This is a genomic window from Vibrio sp. Vf1514 (assembly GCF_052076135.1).
GTDB classification, from domain to species: domain Bacteria; phylum Pseudomonadota; class Gammaproteobacteria; order Enterobacterales; family Vibrionaceae; genus Vibrio; species Vibrio furnissii.
In genome coordinates, this window is the sequence record NZ_CP197268.1 from 1,403,506 (window position 1) to 1,419,609 (window position 16,104).

The 16,104-nt window shown below is 54.2% G+C and carries 13 protein-coding genes and 1 pseudogene; all 14 read right to left on the reverse strand.

Features of this window, described 5'->3' with window-relative positions; all coding sequences use genetic code 11:
* Positions 1–8: 8 nt before the first annotated feature.
* The 14 genes and pseudogenes from ACS18Q_RS21210 to ACS18Q_RS21275 all read right to left on the reverse strand — a co-directional run bounded on the left by ACS18Q_RS21210 (position 9) and on the right by ACS18Q_RS21275 (position 16,098).
* Positions 9–743: a transporter substrate-binding domain-containing protein gene (locus ACS18Q_RS21210; RefSeq protein WP_238810180.1), complete on the reverse strand. Its 735-nt coding sequence runs from the start codon at positions 741–743 to the stop codon at positions 9–11.
* Positions 740–3,358 (reverse strand): type VI secretion system ATPase TssH, encoded by a 2,619-nt coding sequence (tssH, locus tag ACS18Q_RS21215; RefSeq protein WP_441257834.1) that lies wholly within the window; start codon positions 3,356–3,358, stop codon positions 740–742. Before tssH ends, ACS18Q_RS21210 begins: the two co-directional genes overlap by 4 nt.
* Positions 3,324–4,349, reverse strand: coding sequence for a type VI secretion system baseplate subunit TssG (locus ACS18Q_RS21220; RefSeq protein ID WP_286281570.1), 1,026 nt, complete (start codon positions 4,347–4,349; stop codon positions 3,324–3,326). The genes tssH and ACS18Q_RS21220 overlap by 35 nt, the downstream gene beginning before the upstream one ends.
* Positions 4,340–6,115: a type VI secretion system baseplate subunit TssF gene (tssF, locus tag ACS18Q_RS21225; protein WP_441257835.1), complete on the reverse strand. Its 1,776-nt coding sequence runs from the start codon at positions 6,113–6,115 to the stop codon at positions 4,340–4,342. Before tssF ends, ACS18Q_RS21220 begins: the two co-directional genes overlap by 10 nt.
* Entirely contained in the window at positions 6,108–6,530 is a 423-nt protein-coding gene (tssE, locus tag ACS18Q_RS21230; protein WP_004727572.1) for a type VI secretion system baseplate subunit TssE, read from the reverse strand. The genes tssF and tssE overlap by 8 nt, the downstream gene beginning before the upstream one ends.
* Positions 6,527–7,960 carry a type VI secretion system contractile sheath domain-containing protein gene (locus ACS18Q_RS21235; protein ID WP_441257836.1) on the reverse strand — a complete coding sequence of 478 codons (1,434 nt, stop codon included), beginning with the start codon at positions 7,958–7,960 and terminating at the stop codon, positions 6,527–6,529. Before ACS18Q_RS21235 ends, tssE begins: the two co-directional genes overlap by 4 nt.
* 19 nt (positions 7,961–7,979) lie before the next feature.
* The gene (gene tssC, locus ACS18Q_RS21240) at positions 7,980–9,458 is read right to left on the reverse strand and encodes a type VI secretion system contractile sheath large subunit (protein WP_055465525.1); all 1,479 of its coding nucleotides are present in this window, start codon (positions 9,456–9,458) and stop codon (positions 7,980–7,982) included.
* Positions 9,455–9,961 carry a type VI secretion system contractile sheath small subunit gene (gene tssB, locus ACS18Q_RS21245; protein WP_004727570.1) on the reverse strand — a complete coding sequence of 169 codons (507 nt, stop codon included), beginning with the start codon at positions 9,959–9,961 and terminating at the stop codon, positions 9,455–9,457. Before tssB ends, tssC begins: the two co-directional genes overlap by 4 nt.
* A gap of 23 nt (positions 9,962–9,984) precedes the next feature.
* On the reverse strand, positions 9,985–10,509 hold the full coding sequence (locus tag ACS18Q_RS21250) for a type VI secretion system tube protein Hcp (protein ID WP_004727569.1): 525 nt from the start codon (positions 10,507–10,509) through the stop codon (positions 9,985–9,987).
* A 150-nt stretch (positions 10,510–10,659) separates the two neighbouring features.
* On the reverse strand, positions 10,660–11,994 hold the full coding sequence (locus tag ACS18Q_RS21255; RefSeq protein WP_441257837.1) for an ImpA family type VI secretion system protein: 1,335 nt from the start codon (positions 11,992–11,994) through the stop codon (positions 10,660–10,662).
* A gap of 32 nt (positions 11,995–12,026) precedes the next feature.
* Entirely contained in the window at positions 12,027–13,106 is a 1,080-nt protein-coding gene (locus ACS18Q_RS21260; protein ID WP_392441472.1) for a hypothetical protein, read from the reverse strand.
* A 52-nt stretch (positions 13,107–13,158) separates the two neighbouring features.
* Positions 13,159–13,451, reverse strand: a pseudogene (locus tag ACS18Q_RS21265) (PAAR domain-containing protein).
* Positions 13,451–14,032 carry a DUF6931 family protein gene (locus tag ACS18Q_RS21270; RefSeq protein ID WP_441257838.1) on the reverse strand — a complete coding sequence of 194 codons (582 nt, stop codon included), beginning with the start codon at positions 14,030–14,032 and terminating at the stop codon, positions 13,451–13,453. Before ACS18Q_RS21270 ends, ACS18Q_RS21265 begins: the two are co-directional and overlap by 1 nt.
* Before the next feature lie 2 nt (positions 14,033–14,034).
* Positions 14,035–16,098, reverse strand: a complete 2,064-nt coding sequence (locus ACS18Q_RS21275) for a type VI secretion system Vgr family protein (RefSeq protein WP_441257839.1) — start codon at positions 16,096–16,098, stop codon at positions 14,035–14,037.
* Positions 16,099–16,104 lie beyond the last annotated feature (6 nt).

Consider the following 16,104-nt stretch of genomic DNA (forward strand, 5'->3'; position numbering starts at 1 on the left):
AATCCTGCCTATTTCGTCTCTATACATGCTTGCAGCGAGGTGTTAAATCGCGTTAAAAACCCGGGGTGATCGCTCAAGAACTGTTTGGAGAAATGCACCATCAAATCCTGTTTTTTCTCGCGAACCGTGTGGAAATAGTCGAGCGGTACGCCCGCTTTTTTCATCGCGTCCTGAAACACCAGTTCATACTCATAAGCCACATCCAAATCGCCTTCGAGCAGCATCTGCAACAATGCATCCGCATCGCGCGGTTTTTTAATCACGTTGTAGCCTTTGCGTTTCAAGCTCAGCCATTTGTTGGTGTTGAACTTAGCGCCAAAACGCAGGGTGTATTTGTTACTGCCATCATCCAAGTCTGCGGTGATATTCGGCGCGCTAAACCAAGCGAGATATTCCGACACGACAGGAATCGACGCTTCGGCGTACGTCGCGCGCTGTGAGTTCACCGAACCGGAGAAGAAGCCGTTCATCTGGTTCGATTCCACCAAGAGCTGCGCCTTATCCCAGCGCATCACACGAATCTCATAGGGCTGATCCATCTCCCCCAGCGCACACTTCACCCGGTCCACCGCCAACCCACCGATGCGCCCCTGTTCGTCGACCGTCTGGTACGGCGTCCAGATTTGCGTGGCCAGCAATAGTCGATCGGCGGCACTGGCTGAAACGCAGAAACCACCCATTAGCAGCGCGTACAACGCGCTGCGAAAATGGGTGCGTAATGTGTGTTTGCCCGGCCCGGTCATACGATATCCAGCAGCAAGGCACCGCCTTGATTGAGATCCGCACTGACCGAAACTTTCTGAATAGGCAGCCCTTCACTCAGGCGCTGAATGCACTCTTCCGCCAAACGTGGCATCAGAGAACGGTTGATGATTTGCTCCACCGCGCGGCCACCCGTGGTTGGGTCCGTGTTGCGTCCCACGACAAAATCGACGAAGGCCTGATCCCAGATAAACTCGGCCTTGTACTGCTCGTGCAGTTTTTTCGCAATGCGGTTCAGGCTGATCGCGGTGATCTGACTCAACTCGTCCTGATTGAGCGGGTAATAAGGGACAATCGTGGTACGGCCGAGGAACGCAGGCTTAAAGTGACGCAGCAGCGCTGGACGAATTTGCTCCAGCAGATCGTCATTTTCCGGACGTTGTTCGTTGTCATCACACACATCGCAAATCGCCTGATCGGCCGCGTTAGAGGTCATGATGATGATGGTATTTTTGAAATCGACCGTGCGGCCTTCGCTGTCTTTAATATGGCCTTTATCAAAGATTTGGTAGAACAGGTCATGCACACCCGGATGCGCTTTTTCCATCTCGTCCAGCAGCAGCACGGTGTACGGGTTGCGGCGAATCGCTTCGGTCAGCACGCCGCCTTCACCAAAACCGACATAACCGGCCGGTGAACCCAGCAGCATGGAAATTTTGTGCTCTTCTTTAAACTCCGTCATGTTAATCACGGTCATGTTGTTTTCGCCGCCGAAGACTTCATCTGCCAGCGCCATCGCCGTTTCGGTTTTACCGACACCACTCGGGCCACACATCAGAAACACGCCGACGGGTTTACGGCTGTCGGTTAAGCCAGCTCGTGAAATACGGATACTTTTCGCCAGCTCGTTGATCGCGGTTTTCTGGCCAATCACGCGGCGGTGGAGCGAGTCTTCCAGCGACAGCAGTGACGCCACTTCTTCTTTGACCATGTTGCCGCTTGGAATGCCCGTCCAGCCGGAGATCACTTCCGCAATCACCTGTGCATCGACCATTGGGAACACCATGGGCTCTTCATCTTGCAGTTGAACCAGCTCGTCCAGCTTGCCTTGCAATACTTGTTGGGTTTGTGGGTCCGCTGCTTCGCCAGCATGGAAGCGGGTCTCAATCTCGCCGGTCAGCTGTTTGATGTCTGCTACCAGCGCTTTTTCCTGCTCCCAACGTTCCGTCAGCGTCAAAAGTTCGGCTTGCTTGCGCGCTACGGTGTCTTTGATCGACTGACGATCAACCGCGCTGCCCACCAACACGGTATCTTCATTCTCCAGCGCTTCAAGTTCGCTGTTGAGGTAGCGCAGTTGCTGTTCAAGCGATTCGATCTGTTCCGGTTTTGCGCCCTGCGTCAACGCAATGCGCGCACAGGCCGTATCGAGCAGACTGATGGCTTTGTCGGGTAACTGACGAAAGGGCAGATAACGAATCGAGAGTTGTACCGCTGCATCCAGCGCGTCCTCACGAATGAACACCCCGTGGTGACGACGCAGCGACTGTGCCACGCCGCGCAGCATTTGCAGCGCATCGTCGGCACTTGGCTCTTCCACTTTCACCACCTGAAAACGACGGGTCAATGCGGGATCTTTTTCAAAGTACTTCTTGTATTCCGCCCAGGTTGTCGCGGCCATGGAACGGAACTCGCCGCGAGCCAGCGCAGGTTTCAACAGGTTCGCCGCATCGTTCTGACCCGCAGCTCCACCCGCCCCAATCAGCGTGTGTGCTTCATCGATAAAGACAATAATTGGCGTCGGTGAGTTTTTCACTTCGTTAATGACATCTTTCAGGCGGTTTTCAAACTCGCCTTTAATGCTCGCACCCGCCTGCAACAGCCCCAAATCCATCGTATGAATTTCCACGCCCTGAATCGCTGGCGGGACTTCACCGCTGACGACGCGCAGCGCCAGACCTTCAACCACCGCGGTTTTACCCACCCCCGGTTCACCGACCAAAATCGGGTTGTTCTGACGTTTACGACACAAGATATCAATCGCCAGACGCACTTCGCTGTTACGACCCGAAATCGGATCAATTTTGCCCTCACGCGCCTGTTGCGTCAGGTTGACGGTGTATTTATCCAGCGCGCCACCTGCGACCGGACCACTGTGGCCACTGGCAGCAGGCGCAGTAGAAGAACCCGCCTGAACGGTTTGCAACTGCGTAATCTGAGCAGACAACGCTTCCTGAGACACATTGTTCAAACTCTCCAGCGCCAGTTTCTTCACGCCAAAACTGTCGGTTTGAGTCAGGACTAACAGCAGATGCAGGCTGCTGACCTGTCCCTGAGAGAAATTGACCGACGCCTGCAACCAGGCCTCTTCCAGCAGCGAGCTCAATGCACTGCTGATCGCAGGTTGGCTGGCAGAGCCTTTCGTCAGGCGTTCAATACGCGCAGTCAGCTCGGCCATCAGGCGGTTCGCATCAATGTGCTGTTGATTGATGAACGCCATCAGATGCGTTTCTTTGGACAACAGCAATTGCACCAACCAGTGTTCAATTTCAATGGCGGCCACCGTTTGTGTCATCGCAGCACCGGCTGCTTCTTCCAGTGATGCTTTCAGCTCCGGGGCCAGTTTACTGACCAGGTTGCCCAGTTTTACCTGTGACATAGACGTTCTCCGATTGTAATAATATTTTCCGATAATCCGCAGCGCGACGCTGCGGGGAAAGACAGCTGGCTTCGCCTAGGCGAACGCCGCCAGCCACGGCCGATATCACCGGGGCGTTGATGTATTCACGTTTCACATACAGGTACAGGCGCGTTTCCAGACTTTCACGCAAGTAGGACTGCACCAGAGATTTCAGTGAACGGGCAAAGTGACGATTGCGTTCTAAGCCAATAAATTCATTGCGGTTGCGCGGCGTGATCCAGATTTCCAGCGTCTGGTAGGCCTGATTGCCCTGACGGCCCATGACCATGCCACGGCCAAGACGGTGGTTCTGACCACGGTGACCACCGATACGGGTTTGGTCTTGATTGCGAATGCGATAAACCGCCGAAGGCACCACTTTGGGGGTGATATCGAGGTCGAAATAGTCACACAGAAGGCGCTTGAGTTGCGCCAGGTTGCGGTTGCGGGACGCGAGCGCCAGACCATAGCGCAGCACACTCTGATCGACTTTCTGCCCGCGCTGCATGGGCAGCGAGAACATACAGGCCAACGCCTGCTTCTGAGTCAGACGAGACAGCGCATAACGAGACGCCGCTTCGCGCTCCTCGCGCAGCATCAGGTTCGCAGCGCTTTCCACATAGGCTTTGAGTTCGTAATAACGCTGGTTGAACACATCCAGAAAGCGCTGCAGCGCGCGATCATCCTGATGCAGACTATGCAGCATTTCTGCATACAGATAATCGGGAATGACCCCTTTGCAACCGGACAATGCTTCCAAGCCAAGCTGAACACGTACTTCGTCATGCGCTTTTTCGATACGCGTGACTTCAGTCGGCGCGCCATGCGGCATTGGATCCGATTGCAAACGCACCGACAGCGACTCTTGTTGGCTGATCGCCTGCAACAGACGAATCACCTGCACAAAATCAAATTCATGCGGGTGAGTCAGCAAATGCTGTTTGACCGTCTGGCGCGCGCTCAGAGACATAGCTGGCTCCCGTGCGTTTTGTCAAAATAAATCCCGGCCTCATCACTCCCAAACCGCTCCACACTGACCTGAACGAAACGGTCAAAACTGCAATATTGGCGGAAATAGGCATTCAGCACTTCGCTGACGACGGCAAAGTTGCTGTCGAGCAGTTCATCATCGATCAGGATCATCACTTCGGTGCCGGACGCAAAAATGCTGCGGCCATTGATCGTCAATGGCGCGACCACGTGGTTGTAGGCCACTTTTTTAATCGCATCCGCGACGGCGCACTGCGCACTGTTACTGCACAAACGCAGCACGTCCTGCAGCATTCGGGTCGGGTCTTCGTTCTGAATCAGCCCGGAAAAGTTCGCGTTGAGCATGGCCACAAAACGCCAGCTCAGCTGATTGTCCAGTGGCGGATACTGCGGCGCGGTCGGTGTTTTCAGCAGTTTGAGATCGCCCGGTAGATCAATCGCAGCCAGCGATTCCATCACCGCATTCGCCGGGATAAGGCACGGTAAACGGCCGTTACACACATGCAGACGCAGCGACAGCACCACCGACTCCTGAGCTGGTTGCAGTTCGGTATAGCTGACGGAAATGTCCATCTGACGGCGGCCACGCTCGTCCCAGAACTGATGAATCTGCCAGCGCGGTGACTCATCATCAAGCCAGTATCCGCCTTCGTAGTTCGGACTCAGCGGCACTTCGCCCGTCGGCAGCACTTCGTTGACTTCGTCCACACTGACCACCGTCAGTTCGTTGTTGGCACGCGTGTCCGCGACAACCGGCATCGACAGGCGCGTGAAATCATAACGAATCGGATCGCCATACTGTGCGTAGAGATTAATCGCCGGCGCGGTGTTGAGCGCCAACACATCACGACTAAACAGTCGCAGATATTCCGCCGGCAGTTGACGCACAAAGAAGTTGAGCGTGACGCGATTGGCGTCAAAACTCATCAGTTCCTGGCCAAGGTCAGCAATCCGCAAGTAGGCCGCTTTGTCCGGGTAAGCAAAGTAGTCACGCAGCAGGTCGAAGCCCCCCAAGTGGTTGCCATATTGCGGCAGCCAGTGAAAATCGGGATCGGCCACGCGCGATTTCAACCGCGTCGCATCGACGACACGCTGCTGACCCGACGCATCAAATACCGACAACACTTCGGTATTGAGCAGCAGCATGTCAACCAGACCACGGGCGCTGTTTTCAAACCCGCGCACATAGAAATCAAAATGTTGCAGCGATAACTGCGAAAACAACACGGAAGGATCGCTGCACGCCAGTTCAACCTGAATCACCGCTTCTGCACGGCGCAGTCCGGCTGGCGTCGGGAAATTAAACGGCGCCGACTCGGCGCGCAACGCCGCAATCACATACGGCTCAATCGTCAAGGCCTGCGCCAGCGTAAAGCGGCACTCGGCGTCGTTCACTTCCACCGCCACTTCTGAGCCTTGCGGCAACACCACCGCTTCGGTCACCGCGTTGTCTTCAAGGTTGAGCGACAGTGGCGCATAACTCGGCACAATTTGCAGATAGCCGGGATACAGGACGTGAAACAGATCCTGCAGGATCTCGGGGAACTGCTCATCCATGCGTTTTTCAGTTTTCGCGGTCAGCAGCGCCACCGCATCAATCAGGCGACTGATATTCGGGTCTTCCTGACTGCTCTGATTCAAACGCATTGACGAAGCGTGTTCGGGAAAGTCTTTGCCAAACCCATCCAGCGCACGACGAATGTAGGTGAGCTCGCGCTCGAAATAACTCAATAATTGATCAGACAACTTCTTGTCCCTCCATACGGGCGGTCTGGCTGGACAGACTGATATTGGAATCAAACAGGAACACGTGCTCGCCGTTGGCGGTTTTCACCTTGGCCATCAGCGAAAAACGCATCACGTTTTTGCCCGGCTGGCTCTCTTCGACAAAGACGCTCACTTCTGACAGGCGCGGCTCAAAGGTTCTGACCCACTTTTCCATCGAACGGGCAAACTGATCTTTGTTGATCTGGCTGCTGATGCTGTGTGCGCAGTCCAGACCGAAGCAAAAGTTGGAGGCTTCGACGGCCGAAAAGCCTTTTGGCAGTGCCATCATCGGCGCTTCAGAATTGAGCAGCGCCGTCAGCTGGTAGCGTACCGAATCAAGCAGCTCATGATTGCTGCTGCCACTTTTATCGAGGAATGTGCGCCAGAAACTCATACCAGACCTCCGGCAAATCTTGGCTCGCTTTCCGGCCCGAGATCCGTCGACAGCAGCACTTCGCCGCACACGTTGTCGAACTGGTACTGAGGCTGAACAAATACGTCACAGGTATAGCGGCCATGTTGACCAGCGATTTCACGCACCTCAACCCGGCCTTTACTGAGCGGATACTTGGCCAGCGTGGCTTCATCGGCGTTAAACAGGTTGCTGGAATACTTATCCAACCAACGGTTGAGGTAGGTTTCACACTCTTCTGCGGTTTGGAAATTCCCGATCATGCTGCGGATCTGCACTTTGAGATAATGCGCAATGCGACAGATCATGAGCGTGGTTTGGATCTGACCCATCACCGATTCGGTATCGTCTTTCGCTTCACTCCAGATGGAGTTGTTGCCGCGAAAGAAATATTTGTCCGTGGTCAGGCTGTGACAGAGCGGAATGAAGCCTTCGTCGGCGTAAAACGTGCCCATCTCGGTGATCAAACGGATATCGGGTGTGGGTCTAAGTGTGGCACTAACGCCTGCGCCGCCCGGTGGCACATTGCCGAGCGAGCCGTAATATTTGTCCTGCCAGCGTGACTTCATAAAGCCAAACCAGTTGATGCGATTGAATTCACGAATCGCAACCGAGGCAAACAGATACGCCGCGCTGCCCCACAAACCGGCCGGATTCGCGCTGTATTCCCGAAATTGAATGGCGCTGCTGGCGCTGCGGCCATACGCTTCGCGCAGGCGAATCTTCGGCACCACCAAACCAATAAAACGGGCGGAAGACAAACGTCTCACCCGCTGCCAGGCCACAAATTCCGGACCGTGTAATATTTTCTTTACCCGTTCAATGTCTGAAAACCAGTCGGCACCTGATTCGCCAAAAAAGTCATCCGACGGAGAGAGAATAAACGGACAAAGACAAAGATCACCCAGTTGAGACAACAGCTCTAAGGTGTAGAGGTCATCGTAGTCACCATCAAGACTCATCGACAACGCATGATCCACCACCACCAGACCAAACGGCTGACCACCGGAGGTATTGAGCTCGCGGTTACCAATCAGGTTATAGAGGGACGTGCGTCGCAATGAGACAGCGGTGTTAAGTTCCTGGGAGAGATCCTCCCAGGACATATTTCTGATTTTAATCTGCACTTTCTGGTAATTCACCGGCAGAGACACTAAGGCCTCGACCCCTTTCCAGGATGCTTCGAGACGAGAAAAATCAGGATGATGAATGATGGTTGACAGCTGACGCGACATGCGGTCATCAATCTCTGCAATCAAACGCAGCAGTGATGCCAACAGCACCTCACGATTACTCAACATCTGTGGGTCGAGTTTCAACAGTTGCGCCAACGCCTGAGGCAGAAAATCTTCCGCCTCAGGGTTGAGCTGGCCAAACGCGTGTTGAAAATCAGCATCAAACATAGCATTCATCTCAGCAGTCAATCTGACCTTAGCCTGGAATCTTAGTAACCATACGTACAGACGTGGTTAGCTCTTCCAGTTGTAGCCATGGACGCAGATGCGCCACTGCTGAATAAGCGCCCGGACGACCCGGTTGCTCCACCACTTGAATACGAGATTCACACAGCGGCGTTTTAGAACGTTCTGCATTGCCCACCGCACCTGAGTTGGTGTACTGATCGATCCAGGTTTGCAGATCTTTCTGCACGTCCGCCGCTTCCAGATTTGAACCCAGCATGTCGCGGCCCATCACTTTCAGGTAATGTGCGATACGGCTACTGGCCATGATGTAAGGCAGACGGGCAGAAATTGCCGCGTTACCCGTTGCATCAGGGTCGGTATACGTTTTTGGTTTCTGCGCAGTTTGGCTGCCAATAAACACGCCGTAGTTGGTGTTCTTGTAGTGCACCAGAGGCAGGAAGCCCAGATCGCTTAGCTCTTTTTCACGCTCGTCGGTCAGGTTGACTTCAATCGGACACTGCTGCATCAAATCGCCTGCTTCTGACTTGTAAGTCAGGTTTGGCAGGTTCTCGACTTTACCGCCGTTGTCCAGACCACGAATCGCGGTACACCAGCCAAACTGAGTGTGCGCCTGAGTCATCTTCAGACCCAGTTCGTAAGCTGCGTTTGACCACACCAGTTGCGCATTGTTTTTTGGCTTTGGATTGCCATCCGCGTCGGTTGCCAATTCTTCGTATGCGAACGATTTGGTGCCCAGACCTTTGTCGCCGTATGGCAGACGTGCCAGCGTCTGAGGCAGCGTCAGCACCACGTAGCGTGAATCATCGCTTTCACGGAAGGCATTCCATGATGCGTAGGCTGGTGAGTCAAAACCAGACGCAACAGGTTTACCCTCGTTGAAGGTTTCAAACGAGTCAAACTCAAACATTTCCGGGTTCGCCGCCGCGATAAATGGCGCGTGGCTTGCTGCTGCGGTTTCGCCCATGTAACGCATCAGCGCCACATCTTCATCTTTGTGCGAGAAGGTGTAGTCGCCAATCAGCGCGCCGTAAGGTTCACCACCCGCCGTGCCGAATTCTTTCTGATACAGCGCATCAAACAGCGGGCTGCGATCAACCGCAGGTGCGTCTTCAAATTGCTCAATCAGTTCATCTTTGGTGAAGTCCACCAGCTTGATCTTGAGCGACTGACCCGTTTCACTTTCAGTGACGAGCTTGTTCAGACCACGCCATGACCCTTCCAGACGACGGAACTCATCCTGCTGCATGATCGCAGACAGCTGACGAGACATCTGCTTGTCGATTTCCGCGATCGCATTTTCGATGGTTTTGGTCAGGTTTTTATCCCAAGTCACAGTGCCGCTCAGCGCTTGTTCAGCCAGAACGGAAAACAGTTCCTTGGTTTGATCAGCCGGCGTCTGATTGGTCGCGGCAATCGCGCGATCCAATAGGCTGAGTGACTCGGTACCCGCTTCAGGGCTAACCTGATTCTCTAACTCAGTACTCATGACTCTTCTCCTTTCGTCTCAAGGCCCAGTTCGCTGGACAGCGCGTTGATCTGGTCTGCGCTTTGCAAGACTTCTTTGAGCAGTTTTTCCAGATCACGCGAACGGTCAGCCTTGGACAGCAAGGTTTTCAGTTGCTGGCGTGTTTCAGCCAGTTTCTTCAGTGGGTCAACTTGCTCGATCAGCGCATCCGGCTGAAAATCCTTCATTGAGGAGAAAGACAACGCAGCCTCAAATTGGCTGCCGTCTTCAACCAGCGTATTGTCCACTTTTAGCTTGAGTTCTGGACCGATGCGGTTCAGAACAGCGTCAAAGTTGTCTTTATCGATTTGGTAGAACGTGCGATCTTCCAACTCTTCCCTGTCTTCTTTGTGCGCCGAAAAATCCCCGATCACACCGACGACAAACGGAAGTTCTTTGGTTTCAACGGCACCATTCGTTTCAACGTCGTAAGTAATACTGACCCGGTTTTTGCTGACACGTTTATGCTGAGAATTTAAAGCCACGTTGTGTCTCCTTCCTTGCTAAATTAAGCTGCTTTTGACTCTAATTTGCCTGTCGTACAGTCAAACTTCACCGTATCGCCTTTCTCGATTTTGCCGCCTGCGCTTTCTTGGTAGTAAACCTTAGTAAGCGTGGTGTACGTCATGGCAAAGTCTTCCACTGGCAGGTTGCCGTCTGAACCGTGGATGTTGTAGCTCGCGATACGTGCCTTCTCCAGAGTCAGCACCATGTATGGCTCAGAACCTGCACCGTCACGAGATGGTTTGGTCAGCAGAATCTCAACCGTTTTACCTTCTGCACCGGGTGCAAACAGGAACGTCGTCAGGTGTGGTGAAGCGCCGTCAGAGTTACGCGTAACCGACACTGCATCCAGAGAGACCATGCCTTTGTCTGCGTTGTTTGCGTTACCCACATCCACGCTCACACCGCGGTTGGCACCCCAGTTCATGGTGTCAATCGCAAAGAAACCTTTCTTGCCGCCAATGTCGCCGATCGTCGCTGCACCTTTGATATTGTCCAGTCCGTCAATTCGCATGTAGATAGATGCCATAGTTATTCCTCTTTCGTTTTCCGTTTGTCATAGGTGTTATGACGGTTGAGTACCGTTACGAGTAAGTAACAAATACTGTTTAAGTAACGACGACTTCGTCGGATTACTCATTGTTATTCGGTTCCCCACCCCATTGAGAGTGAGTGAACACTACCATTCAATCGCTGACAGACCGCTATCGCTGCCGTTTGTCGTCGATGAAGTCGGAGATACCGAAGGCGCAGCCTCCGGCATCGTCATTTGTGGAGCAGTGGCAACGGGGGCCGCCGCTCGGCTGGCCTGATGCTGCGCGCTTTCCAGACCGGCCAATTGTTCAATGCGTTGCTGCACCGCGTTGTTGTCGCCCACCAGCTCTTCCAACAGTTCAGGAAGAGACATCCCCCCCCAACGAATCGCGCGTTTCAACAACAAATAGATCGGGCTGTGGGGTTCGGTGGCGAGAAAGTAGTCCGCAATGCGTTGCAGTTCGGCAAATGCCTGTTCACGTGACGCCAGCGCCTCCTGAGACGCCACAGGCACTGCCATCGGCGCCGCAGTTTGCGCCATGACAGGTTGTGACTGACCCTGCGTTGGCTGATGGACAGATTCAGTTGGCGCAAATTCAGAGGATTGAGAGTCAACGGCGGCCATGGTTTGCTCCGGCGCGGCTTGTGGCGTTTCAGCGTCAGCGATAACAGCGTCCAGAGGCCAACGGGCAAATTGATCGCCCACCAGAAAATGAATCGCGTTGATCAGGCGTTCGACCGCCTCTTTCACAAAGCGAAAATTAATCGACTGGGTACCGGCCGCCGCACATTTTTGCTGCAGCGTGGTTTCCAGCGCATGCAACGCATCTTTACTTGCACCGAGTGCCAGAATGCGCGCTTCCACGTCCGCCTTCTCACGCGCAAAATCCGCCAGCGCGGCCGCTTTCAACTGCGGCAACGAACCCGATTTTTCTGCCGCAAAGAAACGGCCATAATCAATGTCACCGATCAGAGGCAGCATTTGCAGCGGCATGTACAGCAAGCCACTTTCAGCGGAATCGCCAACCAGTTGCAGCAGCGGCTTCACGCGGTGTTCTGCCACTTCTTTGCGCTGTTCGGCGTCGCCGTCTGCTTTGCGTTTGTTCTCCGGCAGTGTGGGCTGGAGTGAGTCCCAGAAATGCTCAATCATCTGCTCCAGCGTATGGAGCGCCTGCGCCAAGGATTCGAGAGGCGAGGCAGAAAAGAGCTGCGCCATGGTGAACCAAGAGTAGATTTCGACATCTTTGGACTGCTCAGTCAGACAGCTTTCACACAATTTGGCCAAGGCATCCCAGTTCTCCGCGTTGGTGTGGACCACCACCGCGTCCTGCATGGCATCCGGTGTTTCTACCAGTTGGCGAAACGAGGATTGTGCAACGTTGAATGCATTCCGATAGGTGCGATACAAGGTGCGATTATCTTTGAGATATTCGCCACTCGGGTGTTCGTCAGATATCGGGTTGAGCAGATGTTCAAACATATCGGTTCCTAATCTTTTCTATCGTCTGCGGATCAACGCTTGGCGTGAATATTGGACGCCAACCCCGTCACCCCGGGCAGGTTCTGGAACTTGGTGAACTTGCTCCAGATGAAGCTCGACAGATACGCGATAGCCCAGGCTTGCGCGCCCTGCAAACTGATGTCGGGCCGGCCGTTTTTTAGCGACAGCGCGAAGGCCTGACCACCACGGATCACCAGAGGTTGCGTACCATTGGCAAACACATTGTGCTCGGTGACGGTTTTCATGCGATTGGTCTTTGAATCGAGCTTTTGCGTTTCGCGCGTACTGAGAAGACGCAGCTTGAGGGTCAAAAATTTGGACAGAATTTCGCAAGCCAGCAGCACATTTTGATCGCCTTCGGCCATGCTGCGGCAGTGGGTAATCGACGTGCGCAACTTGTCACCGATTTTGCCTTTGATGTCGCCGCCAACTCGAATGATGCAGTCGTCGTCATCCCAAACAAAACGTTGCTCGCCTTCGATATAAGCCAAACGCGTCAGGTTATAAAATGCATGACCGTAGGCTTTGCCGCGTGACATTTGTGACACGTTCAATTGCAGCTCAACGATGTGTGGAATGGTTCGGCCTTTGAAATCGATATCCATCGCCAGAAAGAACTTCACATCTTTGTACACATCTTCAATGTTCTTGGCCCACAGATCCTTAACCGCCGGAGAGCGATCAAACTGAGGCTTTTTCAGCGCGGTAAATTCATCCGTGGTGTAGATGAAATCGCGAAACGCCAACATCTGCGCAATGGTGCTGAACACAATCGTGGCGCGTGCGATGTCTTTGACTTCCAGCGGGGTTTTCACCCCGGCACCCGTGATGTCTGTCGTCGTGTCATCCCAGTTGGTGATGCCACATTTCTCGGCGATACGTTGACGGGTTTTCAGCGGGCCTCGCGAGTACGTAATGCGTTTGCCAGACTCGTTATTGACCTTTTGGGTCAAGCCTTGCATGAACAAATGCAGCTTGTTGTTGGCCAGTTTGGCTTGCTCGACCAGTTCTTCAATCTGGCCACGCTTGTCATACGTGCTGGTGAATGTCGTCTGAGAGATACGATCTCCCCAGGTGTAAGTACTTGGCATAACGATTCCTATTTTTCTTGTCGCCTTTTCAGGCCGTCCGAGTTCCGATGGATTAACCGATCAATACGGTTGCCGCTCCGGCCACAATGGCACCGCCGTGGCTGGTGCTGTCGCCCAGCCGTGCCGCAGGAGTACTGTTGATCAGCACCGTGGTACTGCCCGCCGCAATGGTGTCGGGTGTGCCGACACAGGTAATTGAATCACCCACCACCGCAGCAGGCAGGCTGCATATCAGTACGGTTGCCGCGCCCGGTTCGAGAGAATCGGTCCGCCGACGTGGGGCACACTCCCTGTCGCCATCGGACAGGTATGCATATCGGTTAATCTGGCTGCGCACATGCCCATTACAATGGTTCTCCGTTTGCGGAGCCGTTCCCGCCCTCGGCTAAGTCACGGGCCATCCGAAAGACATTGCGGTAAAAGGTTTTATTGCCTTTCCACTCGGGCACCACGGCAGCGGTGTTGATTGCCCCGGCGACCGCTTTGGCATACAAAAACTCCGCCGGCATCACCATCGGGTTACCCAATGGTGCGATACTGCCCGTGCCGCTCCAGAACACCGCTTGCCCCAACCAGCGCGGCGCGCGATCATTGGCCAGCGACTTGATGTCACTTTCAATCCGGCGACGCAGTGCTTCATTGGGTTCCATCACCCAGCGCATGCAGTCATCAATCAGTGTTTGCTCTTTCGGCTGCCACGCTTCTTGGCGTACTTTTAACGCCAACGCCGTCCACCAGATCGCTTCTCGCATCGGTAGGGCGTGAGCCAGAAAATGAGTCAGGTCAACGTTAAGCCCCGCCTCTTCCAGCGCGGTCATGGCCGCTTGTGGCGTATCCTGCAGTTCAATTAAATCCATCGCATCGCCAGATAACTTGGTGCGTTTCACGACACTGGACGCTGCCGGATAAGGAATCTTTTTCATCATGTTTAGTTCACCATCACCAATGTGCCGCTGATAGACGCCTGACCATCAGAACTCAGTTCCGCCGTCGCACTGCCCGACACGGTCGCGGTGACATCTGCGCTCAGTGTCGCGTTGAGGCCAGACACGGTGGCCGAACTGCTGGCTGAGGCGGTAAAGCTGCTGCCCGCACTGAGAGACATCGAACTGCCCGACGACGCGCTCAGAGAACCATCAGAATCGAGACTGATCGAATCACCCGATTGGCTGATGTCGCCACCCGACAGAGAAATGGCAGAATCTGCGGTTAATGCGATGGTGCTGCTGGAAATCTCAATCTTGTCGCTGCTCATCACAATGCTGCTGTCACCCACTTTTAAGGTCAGTGAATCACTGCCCGTGAGGGTGATGTCTTTGCCGTCTTGCGTGATCGACTCGGTCACCGTCAGCGCATACGATTTTTCCGTCGTCAGCGTGATGCCCTCTTTGGCAGACAGGCTGTGTGACTGCTCAATGGTTTCCGTCAGGTTCTTGGTGACCGCCAAGGTCATTTCTCCACCGACGGTTTCGCTGTGATCGTTCACGACTTCACTGGTGAAATCCTTGGCGGCGTGCAGATACAACAGCTCGTTGTCTTTCTTGTCGTCGAAACGCAGCTCGTTTGACTCGCCCGCCAGCTTGGTTTTCACGCCGCTTTCAGTGGTGTTTTCCGTTGGGTATGGCGGTGTGTTGGTCGAGTTATAGACGCTCGCCACCACCACGGGCTGATCCGGGTCGCCGTTGATAAAACTCACCAGCACTTCCTGACCCGCGCGTGGCAGAAATTGCATGCCGTAGCCGCTACCGGCCATACCTTGGGCAACGCGAACCCAGCAACTGGTTTTGTCGCCGGTTTCGTCATCCCAATGGAATTTGATCCGCACGCGACCCGACGTATCACTGGCAGGTTCACTCTCGGTACTACCCGCCACAACCGCAGATTGCAGGCCGTGTAATACGGGCCGAGCTTTCGCGGGCGGATAGAACACCTGATCTTCTGGCACGCACACCAACTCAGCCTGAGCGCTGAACGCGTTGCCTTTTTGGTTTTCAAACTGGTAATGCAGCTCGGTCACCAGATAGTTGCCTTCTTCAGCACTGTCTGAATGCGCCGCCAGTTTCAGATACTGACCGACACACAAATCTGCCGATGGTGTCTTGGCGTGAATACGGTCATAGCCAGAATCGAGCTGACCACGCTGCAGCGTGCCAAGGGTTGAGGTCAGGCTACTGAAATCATTGGTGATCGATGCCGTCGGATAACGGTACTCTTTGAGTTTGGTGTTGCCCGCAACAGCGTAGCTCGACGCCTTGGCGCCGCTGGTCACCACTTTCGATTGCGAGTAGTCGTAACCAGCAATTTCCAGTGACGCGCTGTGAAACGCATACTCACGCTGCCACGTCTCCAACACGTCGTAATCACCCGACGGCGCAGCGGCGTAATCCAGCGTCGCCATGCCGCTTTGTTCAAACGACATCTGCGCTTCCTGCAGATAGAGTTTTGCCGCGTTGGCATCTTTGCCGAAGTAAAAATGCACGCCATCTTCAGCAAGTAAGCGCGTGACAAACTCAAAATCCGACTCACCGAACTGCACGCAATATTCACGACTGGTCGATGGCATGCTGTTGACGGTGTACTGACCGCTAAAGCCCAGCTCATCGAAAATGGACGTCACGATGTCTTGCGCGGTTTGCTCCTGAAATACGCGGCACTGGCGTGAATGCTTGAGCAGGAACAGCCATGGCTGAACGGTCAGTTTGATGCCGTAGTAACTGGAATCAATCCGTTGCGACTGAGCCTGCGCTTTCACCACATAGCCTTGGTACTGACGCAGGCTGGTGCGCGAATCGCCAATCACGTTGTAGACCGAGCAGCTGACTTCAGTGCCAATCCAATCCGCGGGCGAAGAATCCGACACGATGATGTCGGCTTGCCACTCATAGTGCTGGTTGATCTGCTCAGTCACACTCAGGGTTGAAGCCACAAACTCATTGCCGTTGGCGTCCTGAACCACCAGATAGCTGCCTTGCGCATCAATCAATTCATTCATCGGCGA

What these genes read in the sequence shown, in the direction of transcription:
- ACS18Q_RS21210 (WP_238810180.1), bottom strand. Translation starts at nt 743, where the DNA reads ATGACCGGGCCGGGCAAACACACATTACGCACCCATTTTCGCAGCGCG.
- ACS18Q_RS21270 (WP_441257838.1), bottom strand. Translation starts at nt 14,032, where the DNA reads ATGATGAAAAAGATTCCTTATCCGGCAGCGTCCAGTGTCGTGAAACGC.
- tssC (WP_055465525.1), bottom strand. Translation starts at nt 9,458, where the DNA reads ATGAGTACTGAGTTAGAGAATCAGGTTAGCCCTGAAGCGGGTACCGAG.
- ACS18Q_RS21260 (WP_392441472.1), bottom strand. Translation starts at nt 13,106, where the DNA reads ATGCCAAGTACTTACACCTGGGGAGATCGTATCTCTCAGACGACATTC.
- ACS18Q_RS21220 (WP_286281570.1), bottom strand. Translation starts at nt 4,349, where the DNA reads ATGTCTCTGAGCGCGCGCCAGACGGTCAAACAGCATTTGCTGACTCAC.
- tssH (WP_441257834.1), bottom strand. Translation starts at nt 3,358, where the DNA reads ATGTCACAGGTAAAACTGGGCAACCTGGTCAGTAAACTGGCCCCGGAG.
- ACS18Q_RS21275 (WP_441257839.1), bottom strand. Translation starts at nt 16,098, where the DNA reads ATGAATGAATTGATTGATGCGCAAGGCAGCTATCTGGTGGTTCAGGAC.
- ACS18Q_RS21235 (WP_441257836.1), bottom strand. Translation starts at nt 7,960, where the DNA reads ATGAATGCTATGTTTGATGCTGATTTTCAACACGCGTTTGGCCAGCTC.
- ACS18Q_RS21250 (WP_004727569.1), bottom strand. Translation starts at nt 10,509, where the DNA reads ATGGCATCTATCTACATGCGAATTGACGGACTGGACAATATCAAAGGT.
- ACS18Q_RS21255 (WP_441257837.1), bottom strand. Translation starts at nt 11,994, where the DNA reads ATGTTTGAACATCTGCTCAACCCGATATCTGACGAACACCCGAGTGGC.
- tssE (WP_004727572.1), bottom strand. Translation starts at nt 6,530, where the DNA reads ATGAGTTTCTGGCGCACATTCCTCGATAAAAGTGGCAGCAGCAATCAT.